Annotated in this window: 17 protein-coding genes and 1 tRNA gene; 9 read left to right on the top strand and 9 right to left on the bottom strand. The window is 72.1% G+C overall.

Annotated elements, in window-relative coordinates:
- Positions 1–126 precede the first annotated feature (126 nt).
- Positions 127–1,854: a DoxX family protein gene (locus ACWCRJ_RS11635; protein ID WP_450939185.1), complete on the top strand. Its 1,728-nt coding sequence runs from the start codon at positions 127–129 to the stop codon at positions 1,852–1,854.
- Positions 1,855–1,970: 116 nt separating this feature from the next.
- On the opposite strand, the gene ACWCRJ_RS11630 is transcribed toward ACWCRJ_RS11635, so the two are convergent.
- The 3 genes from ACWCRJ_RS11630 to ACWCRJ_RS11620 form a co-directional block, all read right to left on the bottom strand.
- Entirely contained in the window at positions 1,971–2,702 is a 732-nt protein-coding gene (locus tag ACWCRJ_RS11630; protein WP_450939094.1) for a nucleotidyltransferase family protein, read from the bottom strand.
- Positions 2,703–2,915: 213 nt separating this feature from the next.
- The gene (locus ACWCRJ_RS11625; RefSeq protein WP_046915792.1) at positions 2,916–3,365 is read right to left on the bottom strand and encodes a hypothetical protein; all 450 of its coding nucleotides are present in this window, start codon (positions 3,363–3,365) and stop codon (positions 2,916–2,918) included.
- A 241-nt stretch (positions 3,366–3,606) separates the two neighbouring features.
- Positions 3,607–4,743, bottom strand: coding sequence for an ABC transporter ATP-binding protein (locus ACWCRJ_RS11620; protein WP_450939093.1), 1,137 nt, complete (start codon positions 4,741–4,743; stop codon positions 3,607–3,609).
- Between the two features lie 233 nt (positions 4,744–4,976).
- Between ACWCRJ_RS11620 and ACWCRJ_RS11615 the strand changes: the two genes are divergently transcribed.
- Positions 4,977–5,050: transfer RNA gene (locus tag ACWCRJ_RS11615), tRNA-Thr, on the top strand.
- Between the two features lie 62 nt (positions 5,051–5,112).
- On the opposite strand, the gene ACWCRJ_RS11610 is transcribed toward ACWCRJ_RS11615, so the two are convergent.
- The gene (locus ACWCRJ_RS11610; RefSeq protein WP_450939092.1) at positions 5,113–6,561 is read right to left on the bottom strand and encodes a helix-turn-helix domain-containing protein; all 1,449 of its coding nucleotides are present in this window, start codon (positions 6,559–6,561) and stop codon (positions 5,113–5,115) included.
- A 204-nt stretch (positions 6,562–6,765) separates the two neighbouring features.
- Between ACWCRJ_RS11610 and ACWCRJ_RS11605 the strand changes: the two genes are divergently transcribed.
- Entirely contained in the window at positions 6,766–7,266 is a 501-nt protein-coding gene (locus tag ACWCRJ_RS11605; RefSeq protein WP_450939091.1) for a hypothetical protein, read from the top strand.
- Positions 7,267–7,348: 82 nt separating this feature from the next.
- Here the strand turns inward: ACWCRJ_RS11605 and ACWCRJ_RS11600 are convergent, their stop codons facing one another.
- Complete coding sequence (locus tag ACWCRJ_RS11600; protein WP_450939090.1) at positions 7,349–8,236, bottom strand: aminoglycoside phosphotransferase family protein; 888 nt, start codon at positions 8,234–8,236, stop codon at positions 7,349–7,351.
- Positions 8,237–8,354: 118 nt separating this feature from the next.
- Here ACWCRJ_RS11600 and ACWCRJ_RS11595 point away from each other — a divergent pair, with 118 nt between their 5' ends.
- Positions 8,355–9,767: an NAD(P)/FAD-dependent oxidoreductase gene (locus ACWCRJ_RS11595; RefSeq protein WP_450939089.1), complete on the top strand. Its 1,413-nt coding sequence runs from the start codon at positions 8,355–8,357 to the stop codon at positions 9,765–9,767.
- Positions 9,768–9,816: 49 nt separating this feature from the next.
- Here ACWCRJ_RS11595 and ACWCRJ_RS11590 read toward each other — a convergent pair whose 3' ends face one another.
- Positions 9,817–11,037, bottom strand: coding sequence for an FAD-dependent oxidoreductase (locus tag ACWCRJ_RS11590; protein ID WP_450939088.1), 1,221 nt, complete (start codon positions 11,035–11,037; stop codon positions 9,817–9,819).
- Between the two features lie 204 nt (positions 11,038–11,241).
- Here ACWCRJ_RS11590 and ACWCRJ_RS11585 point away from each other — a divergent pair, with 204 nt between their 5' ends.
- The 3 genes from ACWCRJ_RS11585 to ACWCRJ_RS11575 all read left to right on the top strand — a co-directional run bounded on the left by ACWCRJ_RS11585 (position 11,242) and on the right by ACWCRJ_RS11575 (position 13,529).
- A complete protein-coding gene (locus tag ACWCRJ_RS11585; RefSeq protein WP_450939087.1) occupies positions 11,242–11,910 on the top strand; it encodes a pentapeptide repeat-containing protein in 669 nt (222 codons plus the stop codon).
- Positions 11,911–12,084: 174 nt separating this feature from the next.
- Positions 12,085–12,666: a carboxymuconolactone decarboxylase family protein gene (locus tag ACWCRJ_RS11580; RefSeq protein WP_450939086.1), complete on the top strand. Its 582-nt coding sequence runs from the start codon at positions 12,085–12,087 to the stop codon at positions 12,664–12,666.
- Complete coding sequence (locus ACWCRJ_RS11575; protein WP_450939085.1) at positions 12,663–13,529, top strand: RNA polymerase sigma-70 factor; 867 nt, start codon at positions 12,663–12,665, stop codon at positions 13,527–13,529. The genes ACWCRJ_RS11580 and ACWCRJ_RS11575 overlap by 4 nt, the downstream gene beginning before the upstream one ends.
- A gap of 181 nt (positions 13,530–13,710) precedes the next feature.
- Here the strand turns inward: ACWCRJ_RS11575 and ACWCRJ_RS11570 are convergent, their stop codons facing one another.
- Positions 13,711–14,211 (bottom strand): hypothetical protein, encoded by a 501-nt coding sequence (locus ACWCRJ_RS11570; protein WP_450939084.1) that lies wholly within the window; start codon positions 14,209–14,211, stop codon positions 13,711–13,713.
- A gap of 7 nt (positions 14,212–14,218) precedes the next feature.
- Between ACWCRJ_RS11570 and ACWCRJ_RS11565 the strand changes: the two genes are divergently transcribed.
- Entirely contained in the window at positions 14,219–15,742 is a 1,524-nt protein-coding gene (locus tag ACWCRJ_RS11565) for a M1 family metallopeptidase (RefSeq protein ID WP_450939083.1), read from the top strand.
- Between the two features lie 6 nt (positions 15,743–15,748).
- Here the strand turns inward: ACWCRJ_RS11565 and ACWCRJ_RS11560 are convergent, their stop codons facing one another.
- Together ACWCRJ_RS11560 and ACWCRJ_RS11555 are read right to left on the bottom strand one after the other, a co-directional pair.
- Positions 15,749–16,753, bottom strand: a complete 1,005-nt coding sequence (locus ACWCRJ_RS11560) for a GNAT family N-acetyltransferase (protein WP_450939082.1) — start codon at positions 16,751–16,753, stop codon at positions 15,749–15,751.
- Between the two features lie 434 nt (positions 16,754–17,187).
- Entirely contained in the window at positions 17,188–17,763 is a 576-nt protein-coding gene (locus ACWCRJ_RS11555; RefSeq protein WP_107906089.1) for a TerD family protein, read from the bottom strand.
- Between the two features lie 190 nt (positions 17,764–17,953).
- On the opposite strand from ACWCRJ_RS11555, the gene arfB reads away from it, so the two are divergent.
- Complete coding sequence (gene arfB / locus ACWCRJ_RS11550; protein WP_046916792.1) at positions 17,954–18,382, top strand: alternative ribosome rescue aminoacyl-tRNA hydrolase ArfB; 429 nt, start codon at positions 17,954–17,956, stop codon at positions 18,380–18,382.
- Positions 18,383–18,411 lie beyond the last annotated feature (29 nt).

Raw genomic sequence — 18,411 nt, 5'->3', positions numbered from 1 at the left:
GTGTGACGGGTGTGAAACCGGGCCCCAACTGGGGGTTCCGGGTGTTCCGGACGACCTTGACGGGGTCCGGACAGATCGGGGCGGTCAAAGCAGTGTCCTAACGACACGTCACTCGGTTAGATGAGTGTGGACACCAGAACACCCCGCACACCTACGGGGGACCGTTCGTCGGGATTCGACTCGGGATTCGACGACGCTCCCGCGCTGAGCATGGTGAAGGTGCCGAGCGATCCGGCGCAGGTCATCGTCAACCACGCGAGTTTTCGCGTGCAGTTGGGCGTCTCCACGCGGGCGTCCCCGCGCATCGCACGGCACTTGAGCGTCGGCGAGGACACCGCGCGCATCCCGGTCGCGGGCACGGCCGGGCGCTCCGGCGCGCCCGCCGCCGGGCGCCGGCGCGCGCCAGTCGTCTGGAGCGGGAAGTCCGCGCCGGACGACACCGGAGCCCACCGGCTCCTCCAGGCGGTACGTGGCGCGGGCGTCGGCCGAGGGGCCGCCGACCCGCTGGGCGACACCGGCTCGACGCAGGTCATCCCCCGCGTCGACGGCGTGGGCGGCAGCGCCTACGACACCGGCGGCGGGCGTTACGGCGACGCGAGCGGGCGCTACGGCGCCGACCTGACCGTCGAGACCGTCGAGACGCCCCTCGTGGGCAGCCAGCGCACCCACGGCGACCACGCCGCCGACGGCACCCGGCTCCTGCCCGCCATGCGCACCGTCGGCAGCACCTACGACGAACCGGAGTACGGCCAGGACGCCTACGCCGACGGGGAGTTCGCGGAACCGTACGGCGACGGCGACGACGAGCGCGGCGGGCGCCGGACCGGCAACGAGTCCGTCCGGCACGCCTATTACCCCGGGCGCCGGATGAACCTCGGCGTGGTGCTGCTGCCGCTGCGCGTCTTCCTCGGCTTCATCTCCGCCTACGCCGGCATGGGCAAGCTCTGCGACCCGCACTACTTCGACGGCGGCAAGCGCGGCTCCATGGTGAAGTGGCTGAACACGCTGCACCCGTGGGAAGTCGCCGAGCCGCTGCGGCAGTTCGCCCTCGAACACCCGGTGGGCTCGGGGCTCGTCATCGCCTTCGCCCAGGTCATCGTGGGCGTGCTGACCGTCTTCGGACTCTGGCAGCGGGTCGCCGCCGGTGTCGGGGCGCTGCTGTCGGCCGCGCTGCTCGTCACCGTCAGCTGGAAGACCGTCCCCGTCTACGAGACGCCCGACATCATCTACCTCGCCGCCTGGTCCCCGCTGATCATCGCGGGCGCGCCGGTGTACTCCGTCGACGGGCGGCTCGCGGGCGGCGCCTGGCGCACGCTCGGGCCGCGCGCCGACATCTGGGAGCTGCGGCGGTACGTACTGCGCCGGGGCGCGCTCGTCGCCGCGATCGTCGTCGGGCTGACGCTGCTCGTGGGGTCCGTGCTCGGCGGGGCCGTGCGCGACGCCGACCGGATCGTCGTCCCCGGGCCCGGGGAGGCGCCGCGCAACGAGCTGCCGGGGTCGCCGCTGCCGGGTGAGCCGAGCGCGCGGCGCGAGAACAGCCCGAGCGCGTCCAACTCGCCTTCGGCGGGCGCGACATCGGCGACGCCTTCGCAGGCGGCCACGACGCCGGGGGCCGCGCCGTCCACCGGAGCGGTCACCGGCGGGCAGCCGAGCCAGACGCAGGGGACGGCGGGACAGGCGCCGCCGCAGCAGACCACGCCGGTCGAGCAGGTGCCGAGCACCACTGCCGGGCCCAGCTCCAGCGGAGGGGCCTCCGGCGGTGCGACCGGAGGAGCCACCGGGTCCAACGGAGGTTCCACCGGCGGGAGTTCCTCGGGTGGGCAGCCTGGGCTGGTGGGTGGACTGCTCGGGTAGGTTCCGTCGGCTGTGCCGATGTGCCGGTGGGCCCCGCGTGCTTCTTGGCGCGGGGCCCACCGCTGTGTTCGGTGGGGGCGGGGAGACGGCTGAGGAGCGCCTGCGCCGGGCGCCGTTCAGCGGCTCAGGGCCGCCAGTTCCTTGGCTGCTTCCGTGAGGTCCTTGGCCGTGTCGATGGCTCGCCAGTAGGCGCCCTGGGGGAGGGGGAAGCCGGCCAGACGGCGTTCGCGGGCCAGGCGGGGGAACGTGGTGCGCTCGTGGTCGCCGCGGGCCGGGAGGAGGTCGGTGAACTCCGGGGAGAAGACGTAGACGCCGGCGTTGATCTCGTACGTCGTGGGCGGGGCCTCGATGAAGTCCGTCACGCGGCCGAAGCCGTCCGTCTTCACCGCGCCCCAGGGGATGCGGGGGCGGGCGAGGGCGAGGGTGGCGAGGGCGTCGCGTTCGGCGTGGAAGTCCGCCATGTCGCGGAGCGAGAAGCGGGTCCAGATGTCGCCGTTGGTGGCGTACCAGGGGCGGTCGGGGTGGGGCAGGTGGGAGGCGGCGTACTTGAGGCCGCCGCCTCGGCCGAGGGGTTCCGTCTCGACGACCGTGGTGACGCGGACCGGCAGGTCGGCCGAGTCCAGCCACGTCTGCAGGACGTCGGCGAGGTGGCCGCAGGAGACGACCACGTCGGTCACGCCCTCCTCGGCGAGCCAGGTGAGCTGATGGCCGATGATCGGGGTGCCCGTACCGGGGATCTCGACCATGGGCTTGGGCCGGTCGTCGGTGTACGGACGCAGCCGTGAGCCCTGGCCACCGGCGAGGATCACGGCTTGAACGGGGCGCGACGCGGCGTTCGGATCGGTCATGCCCGAACTGTACGTGGCGCCCCGTTCGCGGGAGCACGGCCCTGGGATCGGTGTACGGGGATGCCGAGCGCCTGGAGCCCTCGGGGATCCTGCGGGGCCTGGTGGGCCTACTGGAAGCCTCTGGGAGCCCCTTGGAGCCGCTGGAAGCTCTCTACGGCGCTGCGGGGCCCTCAGCGGTGCGTCGCGCGGTCACCGGCGATGCGTCGCGCTGTCTCAGCTGAACTGGGCGGCCACTCCTGTCGCGAAGGACGTGTCACAGACCGGGCGGGCGAAGGACTGGGCGCGGGTGGGGCCGTAGGCGCGGACCGCGGCGCGGCCGAGGGCGCGGGCGATGGAGGTGCAGTGCTTGGCCAGCGCCGGGCGGCCGTTCACCGCCTGCTGGAGGTGGGTGAGGGCGACGCCCGGGTTCTCCTCCTGCAGCTCCACGAGGAGTTTGTCGCGCAGCACCTCGTGCGGGGCGCGGGTCTTGGCGCGTTGGGAGACCTCCGAGGCGGCGAGCATCGACTCCGCCGGGTCGGTGCCCGACCAGTTGACCCGGGTGACCGCGAGGGTGCCGGAGAGGACCATGACGACGGGCAGGACTAGGGCCAGGGAGCGGCCGATCCTGCGGGCGGGACCGCGGCCGTGGCGCGTCCGTTGCGTGTGGGTGTGGGTGTGCTTCACGCGAGTGAGGGTAGCGCGGGGTAGTGATATGGCGACATTAGGTCACCGATACGGGGGATGTCGAAGCTCCGTCTTCCGGGTGGCAGGTTGACGCACACTGGTCGAAAACAACCTATTTGCCGGGGTAGTTGGGGGCAAGGAAAAAGGCCCCGCGGGTGTCTGCGGGGCCTTCTTCGTCAACCTGGGTGATTTATCCCGGGCTGGAGGTTTCGCGCACGGTCACGGACACGCCGTGTCCGGATCAGTCGGAGAGGCGCTCGCCCGTCGAGGTCGAGAACACGTGGTTCTCGCCCGGACGCGGCACGACGTGCAGCGTCGCGCCCTTCTCGGGGACCCGGCGGCCGTTGACGCGGACCACGAGGTCCTTGGTCTCGCCGCCGACCTCGGCGGTGCCGTAGACGTAACCGTCGGCGCCGAGCTCCTCGACGACGTTGACGGTGACGGCGAGGCCGGCCGGGGCGTCGTCGGTGTCCTTCGACAGGGCGGAGGCGACGCTGCCGTCGTGCTCGACGATGTCGAAGTGCTCGGGGCGGACACCGACGGTGACCGTGGTGTCACCCTTGTCGGAGGCGGCCTTGAGGGCGTCACGGTTGACCGGGACGACGCTGTTGCCGAACTTCACGCCGCCGTCGGTGATCGGGACCTCGACCAGGTTCATGGCCGGGGAGCCGATGAAGCCGGCGACGAAGAGGTTGGCCGGGCGGTCGTACATGTTGCGCGGGGTGTCGACCTGCTGGAGCAGACCGTCCTTGAGGACCGCCACGCGGTCGCCCATCGTCATGGCCTCGACCTGGTCGTGGGTGACGTAGACGGTGGTGATGCCGAGGCGGCGCTGGAGCGACGCGATCTGCGTACGGGTCGAGACACGGAGCTTGGCGTCGAGGTTCGACAGCGGCTCGTCCATGAGGAAGACCTGGGGCTCACGCACGATGGCGCGACCCATGGCGACACGCTGGCGCTGACCGCCGGAGAGGGCCTTCGGCTTGCGGTCCAGGTATTCGGTGAGGTCGAGGATCTTCGCGGCCTCCTCGACCTTCTGCCGGATCTCCGCCTTGTTGACGCCGGCGATCTTGAGCGCGAAGCCCATGTTGTCGGCGACGGTCATGTGCGGGTAGAGCGCGTAGTTCTGGAACACCATGGCGATGTCCCGGTCCTTCGGCGGCAGGTGCGTGACGTCGCGGTCACCGATGCGGATGGCGCCGCCGTTGACGTCCTCGAGCCCCGCGAGCATGCGGAGCGAGGTGGACTTGCCACAACCGGACGGGCCGACCAGTACGAGGAACTCGCCGTCCTCGATCTCGATCTCGAGCGCGTCCACGGCGGGCTTGGTGGAACCCGGGTAGATGCGGGTCGCCTTGTCGAACGAAACTGTGGCCATGGGTCGTAGGCCCCCTTCACCGGCAGGAACGTGCCGGACGATCCGAGTAAAGGTGGTGATCCACCGCGGACGGTTCCACGGTGGTGTAGTCCACGGGAGTGGATTGGGTCAGGACGGTACCCGTCGTTCACCTGGTCTGTCAGTACCTGGACCCCTGTGAACTTCGCGGAAATTTTCGACGAGCACACCCTGTGACGTGGGTACACTGCACGGGCGCCCCCGCGAGGGGCCACGCCTCCTTAGCTCAGCTGGCCAGAGCAACGCACTTGTAATGCGTAGGTCGTCGGTTCGAATCCGACAGGGGGCTCTCTTGCTGCCCCAGGCCAGATGTTCTCTGGCCTGGGGGTTTTGTGTGCCTCGGGTTGTGGTTCAGGTCGTGGGGGTCCAGCCGTCGTTCGCGTACCAGTACTGGGGCAGGCCCTTGATGCCCGTGGTGCGGAACGGGGTGCCGTGGTCGTCGATGCGTGCGGTGCCTGTGCGGCCCTGTGAGGACCAGTCGAGTTCCAGGTACCAGCGGCAGTCGCAGTCGACGGTGCGGGCGTCGATCATGAGGACCTCGGGAGCCTTCGCGGACACCTGGTAGGGCATGCGGGTGGCCGGGGTGTCCGTTCCGCCCTCGGGGCCCTGGGCCGGGCGGGCGACCGGGCGGTCCATGTCCAGGTCCACCGCGAACGAGCGGGGGTCCAGGTCGCCGCCGCAGCCCTGGCCCGTGAAGTAGACGGTGCCCTTCATCGGGGCCGCCCGGCCCACGACGCGGACGCGCAGCGCCTCCAGGACGACGGCCGTGTCCGTCCGCCCCTGCACGGCGATGTCCACGAGTGTCTGGCCGCCGTGCACCGCGCCCTGCGAACGCGCCCAGGGGGCGGCGTCCTGCGGGAGCGGGGGCGGGGGTACCTGGCGGGGTGCCTTGTCGATGACGTAGTCGTGGTCGCAACCCGTCGCCCAGAGCTGGGAGTTCACGGTCCAGGTGAGGGGCGGGGCGGTGGAGACGGTCTCCTTGGCGGGGGAGTTCGCGGAGGGGCTCACGGGTGGGCTCGTGGACGGGGTCGGTGAGCGGTCGCCCGCGGTGGACGCCTTCGGTGCGGGGGTGTGGGACGGCAGGCCGCGTGCGGGGGAGGCGGGCACGGACGGTGTCGGGGAGCCGTGGCGGGCGCCCGCCGTCTTCGCGGTCGTCGTGGCGGATGTCAGGGCGGACAGGCCGCCCAGGGCGGCCGTCAGCGCGGCCACGACAGCGGCGGCGAGCGCGATGCGGTGCCTGCGGTGCCTGTACCAGGGCTGTCGCGGTACGGGGCCCGATGCCGTAGCTGCCACGGGCGCGGTGTCGGCGGTCGTCGTGGAGACGGGGGCCGGGGGCGCCCCGCCGCCGGACACGATCTCGACGGCTGCGACGGCTGCGGCGGCTGCGGCGGTTGCGGCGGTTGCGGCTTCGGCTTCGGCTTCCGTTTCCGCTTCGGCTGGAGCCGCGGCGGGTTCGGCTGGCTCGGCTGCGGTCGGTGCGGCCGGTGCGGTCGGTGCGGGCGTCGTCCGGGACCGTTGTCGGGCCGCCACGGCCAGGACCCACCGCCGGTGCAGCTCGACCCGCTCGGCCCGGGTGGCCTCGCACAGCGCGGCGATACGTTCCACGGTCGCGAAGCCGAGCGGCACGGCCTCGCCCGAGCAGTACCGGTGCAGCGTCGAGGCGTTCATGTTCAGGGGGCGCGCGAGCGCCGCGTAGCTGCGGTCCGTACGGGCCTTCAGGCGCCGTAGCAGCGCCGCGAACTCCTCCACCTCGTCCTGGGACGACACCGGTTCCTCCTGCCTCGCATCCCAGGACGGCATCCCAGGCACTCCCCAAGAGGAGAGGTCAGCGGGCCTGGGACGGTTCCACCGTTGCGGGTGGGCCGCCGGCCGTTGTGGTGGGTCCGGCGGGCCGCCGAAGCTCTGGGTGTCGCCGGAGCCGCCCCTCACCAGGGGTCGAGGGGCCGCCCCGTACACCGCGACGCACTTTCGATCCATCACCACACGACATCGGGGAACTCGCTCATGAACAGCAACACGACCACCCGCAAGCACGTCCGCCGCACCGCTCTGATCGCCGGCCTCGTCGCCGCCGTCGTCCTCCCGCTGGGGCTCACCGCGTCGGCGGAGGCGACCACGGGAGGGACGACGGCGGGTGCCGTCGCGCAGCGGACGATCAGTGGCAAGTCGTCGGACAACGTGACCCGGGTCGCGGACTTCTACGGCGCCTACATCGACGCCCAGCTCGACGCCGACAACGGCAGGCTGACCACCGAACTCCGCGAGTTCTACGTCCGCCCCGACGCTCTGCGCAAGGTGGAGAAGTGGGAGGACCGCAACAACGCGGACGGCATCCTGCACGCCCAGAACGTCCCGGCGAAGTGGACGGTCAAGAACGGCGCCACCGCCGACAAGGTCGCTGTCACTCTCACCTGGGGTATGGGAGGCACGGTCAAGCTCGTCGTCGACCTGGACCGCGACCACAGGATCACCCGCATCGGCGTCCCCGGCGGCAGCGGCAAGTGACGGCGGGTCCCGGGCCGCGGGGGCGGCCCGGGACCGCGCGTCGGGGGCGAGTCGGCCCGGGACGTCGCGCCCAGGGGGTGGGTCAGCGCAGCCGGCGGGCCAGTTCCAGGTCGTCGGGGTCGAGGGGGCGCCCCTCCTCGATCTCCCAGAGGGCGTTCTGGAGGAGGCGGGCGAGGGTCCAGGCCCGGGCGCGGTCACGGTCCAGGGAGAGGACGTCGGTCATCGCGTCGAAGCGCCAGGGGACGTCGTCCGGGTCGAAGCGGTTGTTCAGGGCCGGCCAGAGGTCGAAGGCGGGGTCGCCGGCGAGGGGCTTGGGGTCGATGGCGAGCCAGGGGGCGCGGTCGGCGCCCAGGACGTTGTCGAAGTGCAGGTCCCAGTGGAGGAGGCGGTCGCCGGGTTCGGCCCCGACCTCGCGGAGCGCGGCCGCGCAGTCCGCGAGCAGGCGGCGGTCGGAGGGGTCCGGGACGCGGGCCAGCACGGGGGGCGTGCGGTCCAGCATGTCCGCCGCGATGTCGGCCAGGCGGCGCAGGGCCCGCGGGGCCGGGGTGGCGGTCAGGTGGGCCAGGAGGCGGGCGATGACCAGGACGGCCGCGTGGGTGTCGGGTTCGTGGGACAGCATGCGGGCCGGGTCGAGGCGTTCGAGCAGCATGCTGCCCGTCTCCGGGTCGTGGTCCAGGAGCCGTACCGCGCCGTCGCCGTCCCAGACGCGCAGGGCGACCGGCTCGCCCTCGCTCTCGTCGTCGAGGATCTGGAGCTTGAGGACGGCCGGGGTCGCGTCGGCCGTGCGGACCACGGGCAGGACCAGGGCGCACATGCCGTGCATGGCCGGTCCGTCCGGGCGTAGGCCCCAGTGGTCCAGGAACCGGGCGGCCAGGCCCGGCAGGGCGGCGGCGAAGGCCCGGCCCTCCTCCTCGAAGAACATCGCCAGCGTGGCGGCCAGTTCCTCCGGTACCGGGATGGCATCGGTCATGCGGGCGACCCTACGGGCGTGCCTGCCCGAAGCGCCTTCGATTTCCGGCCCGGCGACGCCCCGTAGGCCACGAAATCCGTAGGAGACAGAGGCCCTCGGCAAGGGTTAGCGTCCCGCCATGAGCAGCTCGGACGCGATGGCCGGCACCGTCAACGGTGGGATCTCCTTCTGGTACGCGCAGACCGGCCTCCCCGTCCCGAGGGAGCCGCTGGCCGGGGACGCGTCCGCCGACGTGGTGATCGTCGGAGGCGGGTACACCGGGCTGTGGACGGCCTACTACCTGAAGAAGGCCGCGCCCGGTCTGCGGATCGTCGTCCTGGAGCAGAAGTTCTGCGGATACGGGGCTTCGGGGCGCAACGGCGGCTGGCTCTACAACGGGGTCGCGGGGCGGGACCGGTACGCGCGCCTGCACGGGCGGGAGGCCGCCGTGCGGTTGCAGCGGGCCATGAACGAGACCGTCGACGAGGTCGTGCGGGTGGCGGGCGAGGAGGGTGTCGAGGCGGACGTCCACCGGGGCGGGGTACTCGAAGTCGCCTACACCCCTGCCCAGTTGAGCCGCCTGCGGGCCTTCCACGAGCACGAGAGGGCGTACGGGGAGGACGACCGCGAGCTGTACGGCGCACGGGAGACGGCCGAGCGGATCAGGGTCGCGGACGCGGTGGGGTCGACGTGGACGCCGCACGGGGCGCGGCTGAACCCGGTGAAGCTGGTGACGGGGCTGGCGGCCGTCGTCGAGGGGCTGGGGGTGACCGTGCACGAGCTGACGCCGGTGACAGAGATCCGGCCGCGGCAGGCGGTCACGCCGTACGGCACGGTCCGGGCGCCCTACTTGCTGCGCTGCACGGAGGGTTTCACGGCGAACCTCAGGGGCCAGCGGCGTACCTGGCTGCCGATGAACTCCTCGATGATCGCCACCGCGCCGCTGACGGCCGGGCAGTGGGCCGCGATCGGCTGGGAGGGCCGCGAGACGCTCGGCGACATGGCGCACGCGTACATGTACGCGCAGCGCACCGCCGACGACCGGATCGCGCTCGGCGGCCGCGGCGTGCCGTACCGCTTCGGGTCGCGGACGGACAACGACGGGCGTACGCAGGCGGCGACGATCGAGGCGCTGTACGAGATCCTGGTGCGGTTCTTCCCCTCGCTGGCGGGGGTGCGGGTCGACCACGCCTGGTCGGGCGTGCTCGGGGTCCCCCGTGACTGGTGTGCCACGGTCACCCTCGACCGGTCGACGGGGCTCGGCTGGGCCGGCGGCTACGTCGGCTCGGGGGTGGCCACCACCAACCTCGCCGCCCGCACCCTGCGCGATCTCGTCCTGCGGGACTCCGGGCAGGCCGGGGCCACCGAGCTGACCTCGCTGCCGTGGGTGAACCACCGGGTGCGCAAGTGGGAACCGGAGCCGCTGCGGTGGGCGGGGGTGCAGGGCATGTACGCCACGTACCGTGCCGCCGACCGGCGCGAGGCGGCGTCGAACAAGGGGGAGTCGTCGCGGTTGGCGCGGGTGGCGGATCGGGTGGCGGGGCGGCACTGAGGGCGCTGAAGGCGTCGGGTGTTCACCTGGAGGGCTCAGGCATCCGGCGTCAGGCGTGCTTCAGGTCGAGGGGGGTCTTCGACCTCCTGCCCAGCGCCAGGGAGACGGCCGCGAGGGCGCTGTTGAACGACACCTCCGAGAGGACACCCGGCGCCGCGACCTGGTCGCCGGCGAGGTAGACGTCGTCGCCCCGGTCCACGGCCGGGCGGTCCCGCCAGCTGGTGCCGGGCAGATCGACCGCGCCCGTACGGCCGTTCGAGGTGGCTTCGCGGCGCCAGGTGACCCGGTCCCGCCAGCCGGGGAAACCCAGGTCGAGCAGGTGCTCGGCGCGGGTGACACCGTCGGCGCGCGACTCGTGCGGGCCGATCGGGAACTGCCCCTGGAGCAGCTGCTCGCCCGCCGGGGCCAGCGTGCGGTCCTGCGCGGTGAACCGCTCGATCCAGCCGGGCGCGTCCAGGTCGGAGACGGCGAAGGCGTCGCCCCGGCGGGTGCGTACGGCGAGGTCGACGAGGGCGGTACGGCCGCTCGGCCAGGTCAGCGAGTCGTCCCCGAGCAGGCGTCGGGCGGCGTCCAGGGAGGTGGCGACCACGATCGGACCGGTGCCCCCGCCGCCTGCCCGGTCGCCGAGGGCGTCGAGGCTGTCGACGCGGCTGAGGGTCTCCATGCGGACGCCCAGGTTCCAGGCGCGGGCCGCCATCCGGTCGATGACGCTCGCCCAGCCGCCGCGCGGGTAGTGCGCCTCCGGGGGCAGCTTCGTGGCCCGGCGCAGCCGTTCCTGCACGAACGCGGCGGACAGGGAGCCCGGGTCGTGGTGGAACAGCGCCACCGCCGCGTAGTTGGCGGCGGCCCGCGCGGCCTCCTCGCCGGCCTGTGTGGTCGCCCAGGTGCGGAAGTCGACGTCGACGGGCGCGTGCCGGCCCGCACGGCGGGGGCGCAGGAGCTTGAGCATGGCGAACGGCGGCGTCCGGCGCAGGACGCCCTTGTGGTGCAGACGGAGCCGGGCGCTCTCCAGGGGCGGGAGCGGGGCGAGCGGTCCGATCAGGTCCCGCTGCCCGAGCCATGTCCAGTGCGGGCCGCCGCTGTAGAGCGCGTGCGGTCCCTCGTTCGTCCGGTACGGCCCCTCCGCGGTCCGGGCCCGGCCGCCGAGCGTGTGGTGCGCCTCGTACAGGGTGACCTTCGCGCCCGCCTCCGCTGCGGTGATCGCCGCGGTGAGTCCGGCGAAGCCGCCGCCGACGACGGTGAGGGGGGTGGGGGTTCGGCTGGTGCGCATGGCTGGGGCTCCCTCGGGTCGGTGCCGGCCGGGTCGGTGGCTGTTCACGTGTACGACGGGTCGAGGGGCCGGAATGTGACATGGCCTGGTTTCGGTGGTTGTTCGGTGGCTGCTCGGTGGTTGTTCGGTAGCTGCTCGGCGCGGTTCGGCGGGGCGTTCGCGCAGGTCACGTGGATTGTCAGTGGTGGGGTGCACGATGGGGACATGGTGCGGGCGAGGTCGGTGGTGAAGGCGGCGCGGCGGCCGGAGGTGCGGTTGCCGGTGCTGGAGGCGTTCGGGGGCGGGGAGCTGGAGCCCGACGGGGACTATGACGGGCTGGAGTTCCGGGAGCTGGACTTCGTCGGGCAGGACGGCGGGGGTGCGCGGTTCATGGACTGCGCGCTGACGGGGTGCGCGCTGGACGAGACGCGGTTGCAGCGGGCTCGTGTGCTCGATTCCGTCCTCACCGGGATACGGGGGGTGGGGACGGATCTGGCCGGGGCGACGCTGCGGGATGTGGAGCTGGTCGACGCGCGGCTCGGTGGGGTGCAGTTGCACGGGGGCGTGCTGGAGCGGGTGCTGGTGCGTGGGGGGAAGATCGACTACCTGAATCTGCGGGAGGCCCGGCTCCGGGACGTGGTGTTCGAGGACTGCGTGCTGGTCGAGCCGGATTTCGGGGGTGCGCGATTGGAGCGGGTCTCGTTCGCGGGGTGTGCGTTGAAGGGGGTTGATCTGACCGGGGTGCGCTTCGTGGATGTGGATCTGCGGGGGGCCGCGTCGGTGGAGATCGTGCGCGGGGTGGAGCGGCTGTCGGGGGCCGTGATCAGTGCGGCGCAGTTGATGGATCTGGCGCCGGTGTTGGCGGGGGAGATGGGGATTCGAGTGGAGGGGTGACCTTCGGGGGGCCGGGGGTGTGTTTCGCCCCCGCCGCCCCTACCCGTCCCTCAGCGCCGAGGGTCCGGTGAACGCCCCCTCGGGCCGTAGTGGCTGTCACGTTCCCGAGCGCGGCGGTGTCTTCATGTCCAACAGGCCGACAGGCCAACGAACATGGAGAAGAAGGAGTACACCGTGACACGGCGCATCCCGAAGGCAGAACTCCCCGCCGAGCTCACCGAGAACATGATCAAACAGTTCGGTGCCGTGCCCGAGCCCTTCGAAGTGACGGCGCACAACCTCAAGGTCGCCCAGGATTCCACGGAGCTCGGGCGCCAGGTCAGCGAGTGGGACATGGCCGACGAGGGGCTCAAGACGTTCGCACACATGGCGGTTGCCGCGCAGGTCGGCTGCAGTTGGTGCCTCGACATCAACTACTTCCTGGCGCTGCACAAGGACCTGGACTTGGCCAAGGCGAGCCAGGTGCCGCGCTGGCGGGAGTCGGAGGTGTTCACGCCGCTGGAGCGGGACGTGCTGGAGTACGCCGAGGCCATGACGAACACGCCGCCGACCGTCACCGACGAGCTGTACGCCGGCCTGCTCGACCGGCTCGGCCCGGCTGCGATGGTCGAGCTCACCGCGTCGATCGCCTTCGCGAACCTGTCGACCAGGAACAACACGGCCCACGGAATCACCTCGCAGGGCTTCTCCGACGCGTGCGAAACTCCGCTGGCCGCGCGTGCGGAAAACTCCGGCACGGCCTCGTCGGCGATATGACCGAGGACCCCTTCGTCACCCACCGCAGCCTGCTCTTCACGGTCGCCTACGAGATGCTCGGCTCGGCGGCCGACGCGGAGGACGTACTGCAGGAGTCCTGGCTGCGGTGGGCCGGCGTCGACAGGTCGCAGGTGCGTGAACCGCGGGGGTACCTCGTCCGCACCGTCACACGGCAGGCGCTCAACCGGCTGCGTACGTTGTCCCGCAGCCGTGAGGAGTACGTGGGCGAGTGGCTGCCGGAACCCCTGCTGACCAGCCCTGATGTCGCCGAGGACGTCGAACTCGCGGAGAGCGTCTCGATCGCGATGCTGACCGTCCTCGAAACGCTGCGGCCGACGGAGCGGGCGGTGTTCGTACTGCGGGAGGTCTTCGAGATGCCGTACGGCGAGATCGGCGAGGCCATCGGGAAGTCCGCGGCGACGGTACGGCAGGTCGCGCGGCGGGCACGCGAGCACGTGGCCGCCCGGCAGCCGCGCATGCGGGTGAGCCGGGCCGAGCAACGGACCGTCGTCGACCGCTTCCTTGTCGCCCTGCGCACCGGGCAGTTGCAGGACCTGCTGGAGGTCATGGCGCCGGACGTCGTCCTGATCGCCGATGGTGGAGGGGTCGTGGCCGCCGTGCCGGCGCCGATCCACGGGGCCGAACCCGTGGCGAGGCTGCTCACACGCGCGAACCAGGTCGCGGTCCCGTTCGAGATGACGCCCGTGTGGCTCAACGGCGCTCCCGCGGGCCGGATCGAGATGAACGGCGAGCCGACCGCGGTGAGCCTCGTGGTGGAGAACGGGCAGGTCACCCGGATCTACATCGTGCGGAACCCGCAGAAGCTGACACGGCTCGACGAGCCGGCCGAACTCGCCAGGTGAACCCGCCGCCCCGCACAAGGGACAGCCCGCTCCGGCCGGAATTCGTTTCGTTCCCCGCAGCGGGCGCCCCGGCCGAGTCATTCGCATGCTGACGGTGTGTCCGGGAACGCGGACAGGGCGTCCAAGGTCGTTGTGTGACGAACAACCTGGACGCCCTGCTGACCGCACTCGGGCACGCCCCCTACGGCATCCTCGGGAAGCGGGACTGGAGGGTCCAGATCGCTGGGTTCTCGGCCAGCGCTTCGTGGAGATCGCAGAGGTCGGCGATCACGTCGTGGAGGAAGTCGCGGGCCTCGCGGCGGAGTTCGGAGTGGGAGAAGGTCAGTGGGGGGTCCTCGGCCCGCATCCAGTCCGCCTCGACGTCCACCCAGCCGAAGCGCCGCTCGAAGAGCATGCGGTCGGTGGACTCGGTGAAGTCGAGTTCCGCGTGCTGGGGCCGGGAGGCGCGGGACCCGGCCGGGTCGCGGTCGAGCCGTTCCACGATGTCGCACAGCGCCCACGCGAAGTCCAGCACCGGCACCCATCCCCAGGCTGTGGACAGCTCCCGGTCCGCCTTCGCGTCGGCGAGGTAGACGTCCCCGCAGAACAGGTCGTGCCGCAGCGCGTACACGTCGGCGCGGCGGTAGTCCGTCTGCGGCGGGTCGGGGAAGCGGTTGGAGAGGGCGTAGCCGATGTCGAGCACGTAGGCGATGGTGTCATGTCCTCATAGGATCGCCGACGTGTCCCGATCCGCACCGGTTGTCCCGGCCGCCCTGCTCACCGTCGCACTGGCACTCACGCTCACGTCGTGCGCCGAGGGCGGTGGCGAGGCCGGGGCCGGCAAGGGCGCCGCCGGCCTGCGGGACCCCTACTTCCCGCAGCTCGGCAACGGCGGCTACGACGTCACGCACTACACCCTCACCCTCGGATACACACCCCCGTCCGAGGCCGGGGCCGGCGGCCGCCTGCGCGGCACCGCCGTGATCACCGCTCGGGCGACCCGGGACCTCGGCTCGTTCAACCTCGACCTGTCGGGGATGGACGTCGAGTCGGTCGCCGTCGAGGGCGCGGCGGCGCGCTGGAAGCGGGCGGGACAGGAGCTGACGGTCACCCCCGGGGGCGGACTCGGCGCGGGGGAGACGTTCCGTACGAGGGTGCGGTACTCGGGGACCCCGAAGACGATCACCGACCCGGACGGCTCCCGGGAGGGCTGGCTGCCGACCGCCGACGGCGTCCTCGCCCTCGGCGAACCGACCGGCTCGATGACCTGGTTCCCCGGCAACCACCACCCCTCCGACAAGGCGACCTACGACATCACGGTCACCGTCCCCGAGGGCCTGCGGGCCGTCTCCAACGGGGAGTTGACGAGCGAGTCCGGCGAGGGCGGCCGTACGACGTACTCCTGGCGCGTCGACGAGCCGATGGCGAGCTATCTGGCCACGATCGCTATCGGCCGGTTCGAGATCAGGCGCTCGACGGTCGAAGCGGGCGTGGGCCGGGGCACGGACCGGGGCATGGACCGGGGCACGGACCGGCTTCCGGTGTACGTCGCCGTCGATCCCACCCAGGCCGAGGACAGCCGTGCGGTCCTGGACCGGATCCCCGAGGTCGTCGACTGGGCGGAGGGGTACTTCGGCCCGTATCCCTTCTCCTCCGTCGGTGCGATCGTCGACCGGCCGGAGGACGTGGCGTACGCGCTGGAGACCCAGAACCGCCCCGTCTTCCCCGGCGCGCCCGGCCTCCCGCTTCTCGTCCACGAGCTGGCCCATCAGTGGTACGGCGACTCCGTGACCCCGAGAAGCTGGCGGGACATGTGGCTCAACGAGGGCTTCGCCACCTACGCCGAGTGGCTGTGGGAGGAGGACCACGGCGGAGACACCGCTCAGGAGACCTTCGACGCGCTGTACGAGGGCGAGTACTCCCAGGACGCCGACGAGAGCGAGGCCGTCTGGGACTTCCCGCCCGCGAAGCCGCCGAGCGCCGCCCGTATCTCGGACAGCCCGGTGTACGAGCGCGGAGCCATGGTGCTGCACAAGATCCGCGAGGCCGTCGGCGACGACGCCTTCTTCGGGCTGCTCCGGGGCTGGGCGACCGCCCACCGCCACGGCAACGCGGACACGGCCGGCTTCACGGCGTACGTGGAGACGTTCGCCGGAAAGGCGGCTCCGGACGCGGACCTGAGCCCGGTCTGGAAGGACTGGCTGTACGGGGAGGGAAGACCGCCGCGGGCCTGAGGGGAGTCAGTTCCCTCGTCGCGGCGACCGCTCCGAGTCCTCGAACTCCGTCAGCAGCCGGGGCAGTTCGGGCGGCCATACCGCCCCGCTCGCCTCGGTGAGTTCCCGGCGGGTCCACCAGCGCCAGCTCAGGATGCCCTCCTCGGCGCGCGCGGCGGCGAGGAGGCCGCCGACCGGCTCGCGGCGCGGGCCCCGGGCCACGTACATGTGGTCGTGCTGGCGGACGGGGACGCCGGCGCGGGTGAAGTCGTGGGTCCAGGTGTGGAGGAAGGCGTCCGGCTCCACGTCCGTCCAGCCCGTCTCCTCGCGCAGTTCCCGCAGGGCTCCCTCGCGCGGTGTCTCACCGGCCTTCAGACCGCCACCGGGCAGGGCCCAGTGCGAGCCCACCTCCTCGTTGTGGTACTCGAACAGGAAGACCGCGCCGTCCGGATCGAGTACGGCGACTCGCGCGGCCTGACGTGCCGTACGCAGCGTCTTGCGCAACACGGCGCAGGGGCGCCCCAGTTGACGGTCCCTGCGGTGCTCCACGACCTCGTAGCCGAGGGCCGTCCAGAACGCGAGGCCCTCAGGGTTGTTGTCGAGTACCGCCAACCGTACGGCGGTACGCCCGGCCCGCCGGAACCGTTCCTCGACGAGGCTCGCCAACCGGCTCCCGTACCCCCGCCGTTGCGCGGTGGCGTCGACGAGCAGCAGCCCGATCCACGGGTCGGGGTCGGCCGGATCGGGATGACGGGCCAGGGTGATGGCGACCCCGACGAGCCGCCCCTCGCCGCCCCGCCCGGTCTCGCCGCCCTCCCTGGCGTCGCGCGCGAGCAGGATCTCCGCCTCCGGGTCGGCCAGCTCCACCGACAGTGCCGCGGCCACCTGTTCGGGTCGGATGTCGTTCGCGTCCGGGAAGTCACCGCTCAGGGCGTAGAAGTCGCGGTGGGAGGCGTACAGGGCGGTGAGTTCGGTGAGGAGGGGGCCGGGGACGGTTCCGTCCTCGGCGGTGCGCAGGGGTGTGAGCAGCATGACCCGCACGCTATCGACCGGGTCCGACAACGGCGCGGGACCGAGCGGCCCGACCGGACCCTTCTGCGCCACCTCGTCGACGAGGCCCCGTCCTCCCCGTACCGGCATCCGAGCGCCCAGCACTTCTGTGTCGAACTGGGCGCGGGGCCCTGGTCGCGCCCGTGGTACCGGCGGGGCGTGCCCGCCTCGCTGCACATCCAGTACTCCGCCGACTGGCGGGTGTGAACCGGGGGTGAGTGGGGCTCGCGGCGGGGGCGCGCGCGTCCGGGACGGCCGAAGGCCCCGCCGCGACGGTGAGTGTCGTGGCGGGGCCTTCGGCAGTGCGTGCGGCGGGGCGGCGACGCCCCTTCCGGACGTCGGGCCGAGCCATGGGGCCGTCGGGCCGAGCCGTCGGGCCGAGCCGTGGGGCCGAGCCGTCGGGCCGTCAGGAGACGTCAGACGTTGACGCCGAAGTCCTGGGCGATGCCGACGAGGCCCGAGGCGTAACCCTGGCCGACGGCGCGGAACTTCCACTCGGCGCCGTTGCGGTACAGCTCGCCGAAGACCATCGCCGTCTCGGTGGCCGCGTCCTCGGAGAGGTCGTAGCGGGCGATCTCGGCGCCGCCGGCCTGATTGACGATGCGGATGTACGCGTTGCGGACCTGGCCGAAGTTCTGCGAGCGGTTCTCGGCGTCGTAGATCGAGACCGGGAAGACGATCTTGTCGACGTCGGCGGGGAGGCCCGCCAGGTTGACGTTGATCGCCTCGTCGTCGCCCGCGCCCTCGCCGGTGCGGTTGTCACCGGTGTGGACGATGGTCTGGTCCGGGGTCTGCTTGTTGTTGAAGAAGACGAAGTGGCCGTCGGAGTAGACCTTCCCCGTCGGGTTGACCGCGATCGCGGAGGCGTCGAGGTCGAAGTCCGTGCCGGTGGTGGTGCGGACGTCCCAGCCGAGGCCCACGGTGACGGCGGTCAGGCCCGGAGCCTCCTTGGTGAGCGAGACGTTGCCACCCTTGGACAGGCTTACAGCCATGGTTGGGAGTCCTTCCCTCGTTGCGTACGTGCCTTACGGGGCTTCGTGCCGGGGACGAAGCTACCTGTACCCCTATGAACGTCGGGAGGGGCGCCAGAGGTTCCAGCGGTTTTTACTTTCTTTACTCATGCTTCCCGGGCGCGGTGAAAAGGGCGTGACGTGGACCGGACATCCGCGCGACCATGGGGGCATGTCCGGTCCTCACGTCATCCGTGGCTCCGTCTCGCTCCCCGAGGCCGAGCTCCAGTGGCGTTTCTCCCGCTCCTCCGGTCCCGGCGGGCAGCACGTCAACACCAGTGACTCCCAGGTCGAGCTGCGGTTCGACCTGGCGAACACCGAGGCGCTGCCCGAGGTGTGGAAGGCGCGGGCGCTGGAGCGGCTCGCGGGACGGCTCGTCGACGGCGTCGTCAGCGTCCGGGCCTCCGAGCACCGCTCCCAGTGGCGCAACCGCGAGACCGCCGCCGTCCGTCTGGCCGCGCTGCTCGCGGAGGCGACCGCGCCGCCGCCCAAACCGCGGCGGGCGACCCGTATCCCGCGCGGCATCAACGAGCGGCGGCTGCGGGAGAAGAAGCAGCGGTCCGACACCAAACGGGGGCGGCAGGGGCGGGACTGGGGCTGAGGCCCTCGCGCGGTCCGTACGCGCGGTTC

This window comes from Streptomyces sp. NPDC002324 (assembly GCF_053593335.1).
The sequence above is the reverse complement of the archived record's forward strand: the minus strand, read 5'-3'. Positions and strand labels throughout refer to the sequence as shown.

Excerpts from the sequence above, each read along its gene's own strand:
- ACWCRJ_RS11620 (WP_450939093.1), bottom strand. The coding sequence starts at position 4,743 with ATGGCCACAGTTTCGTTCGACAAGGCGACCCGCATCTACCCGGGTTCC.
- ACWCRJ_RS11600 (WP_450939090.1), bottom strand. The coding sequence starts at position 8,236 with ATGACCGATGCCATCCCGGTACCGGAGGAACTGGCCGCCACGCTGGCG.
- arfB (WP_046916792.1), top strand. The coding sequence starts at position 17,954 with ATGTCCGGTCCTCACGTCATCCGTGGCTCCGTCTCGCTCCCCGAGGCC.
- ACWCRJ_RS11565 (WP_450939083.1), top strand. The coding sequence starts at position 14,219 with ATGGTGTCATGTCCTCATAGGATCGCCGACGTGTCCCGATCCGCACCG.
- ACWCRJ_RS11585 (WP_450939087.1), top strand. The coding sequence starts at position 11,242 with ATGGTGCGGGCGAGGTCGGTGGTGAAGGCGGCGCGGCGGCCGGAGGTG.
- ACWCRJ_RS11595 (WP_450939089.1), top strand. The coding sequence starts at position 8,355 with ATGAGCAGCTCGGACGCGATGGCCGGCACCGTCAACGGTGGGATCTCC.
- ACWCRJ_RS11610 (WP_450939092.1), bottom strand. The coding sequence starts at position 6,561 with ATGCCGTCCTGGGATGCGAGGCAGGAGGAACCGGTGTCGTCCCAGGAC.
- ACWCRJ_RS11590 (WP_450939088.1), bottom strand. The coding sequence starts at position 11,037 with ATGCGCACCAGCCGAACCCCCACCCCCCTCACCGTCGTCGGCGGCGGC.
- ACWCRJ_RS11560 (WP_450939082.1), bottom strand. The coding sequence starts at position 16,753 with ATGCTGCTCACACCCCTGCGCACCGCCGAGGACGGAACCGTCCCCGGC.
- ACWCRJ_RS11575 (WP_450939085.1), top strand. The coding sequence starts at position 12,663 with ATGACCGAGGACCCCTTCGTCACCCACCGCAGCCTGCTCTTCACGGTC.
- ACWCRJ_RS11605 (WP_450939091.1), top strand. The coding sequence starts at position 6,766 with ATGAACAGCAACACGACCACCCGCAAGCACGTCCGCCGCACCGCTCTG.
- ACWCRJ_RS11555 (WP_107906089.1), bottom strand. The coding sequence starts at position 17,763 with ATGGCTGTAAGCCTGTCCAAGGGTGGCAACGTCTCGCTCACCAAGGAG.
- ACWCRJ_RS11630 (WP_450939094.1), bottom strand. The coding sequence starts at position 2,702 with ATGACCGATCCGAACGCCGCGTCGCGCCCCGTTCAAGCCGTGATCCTC.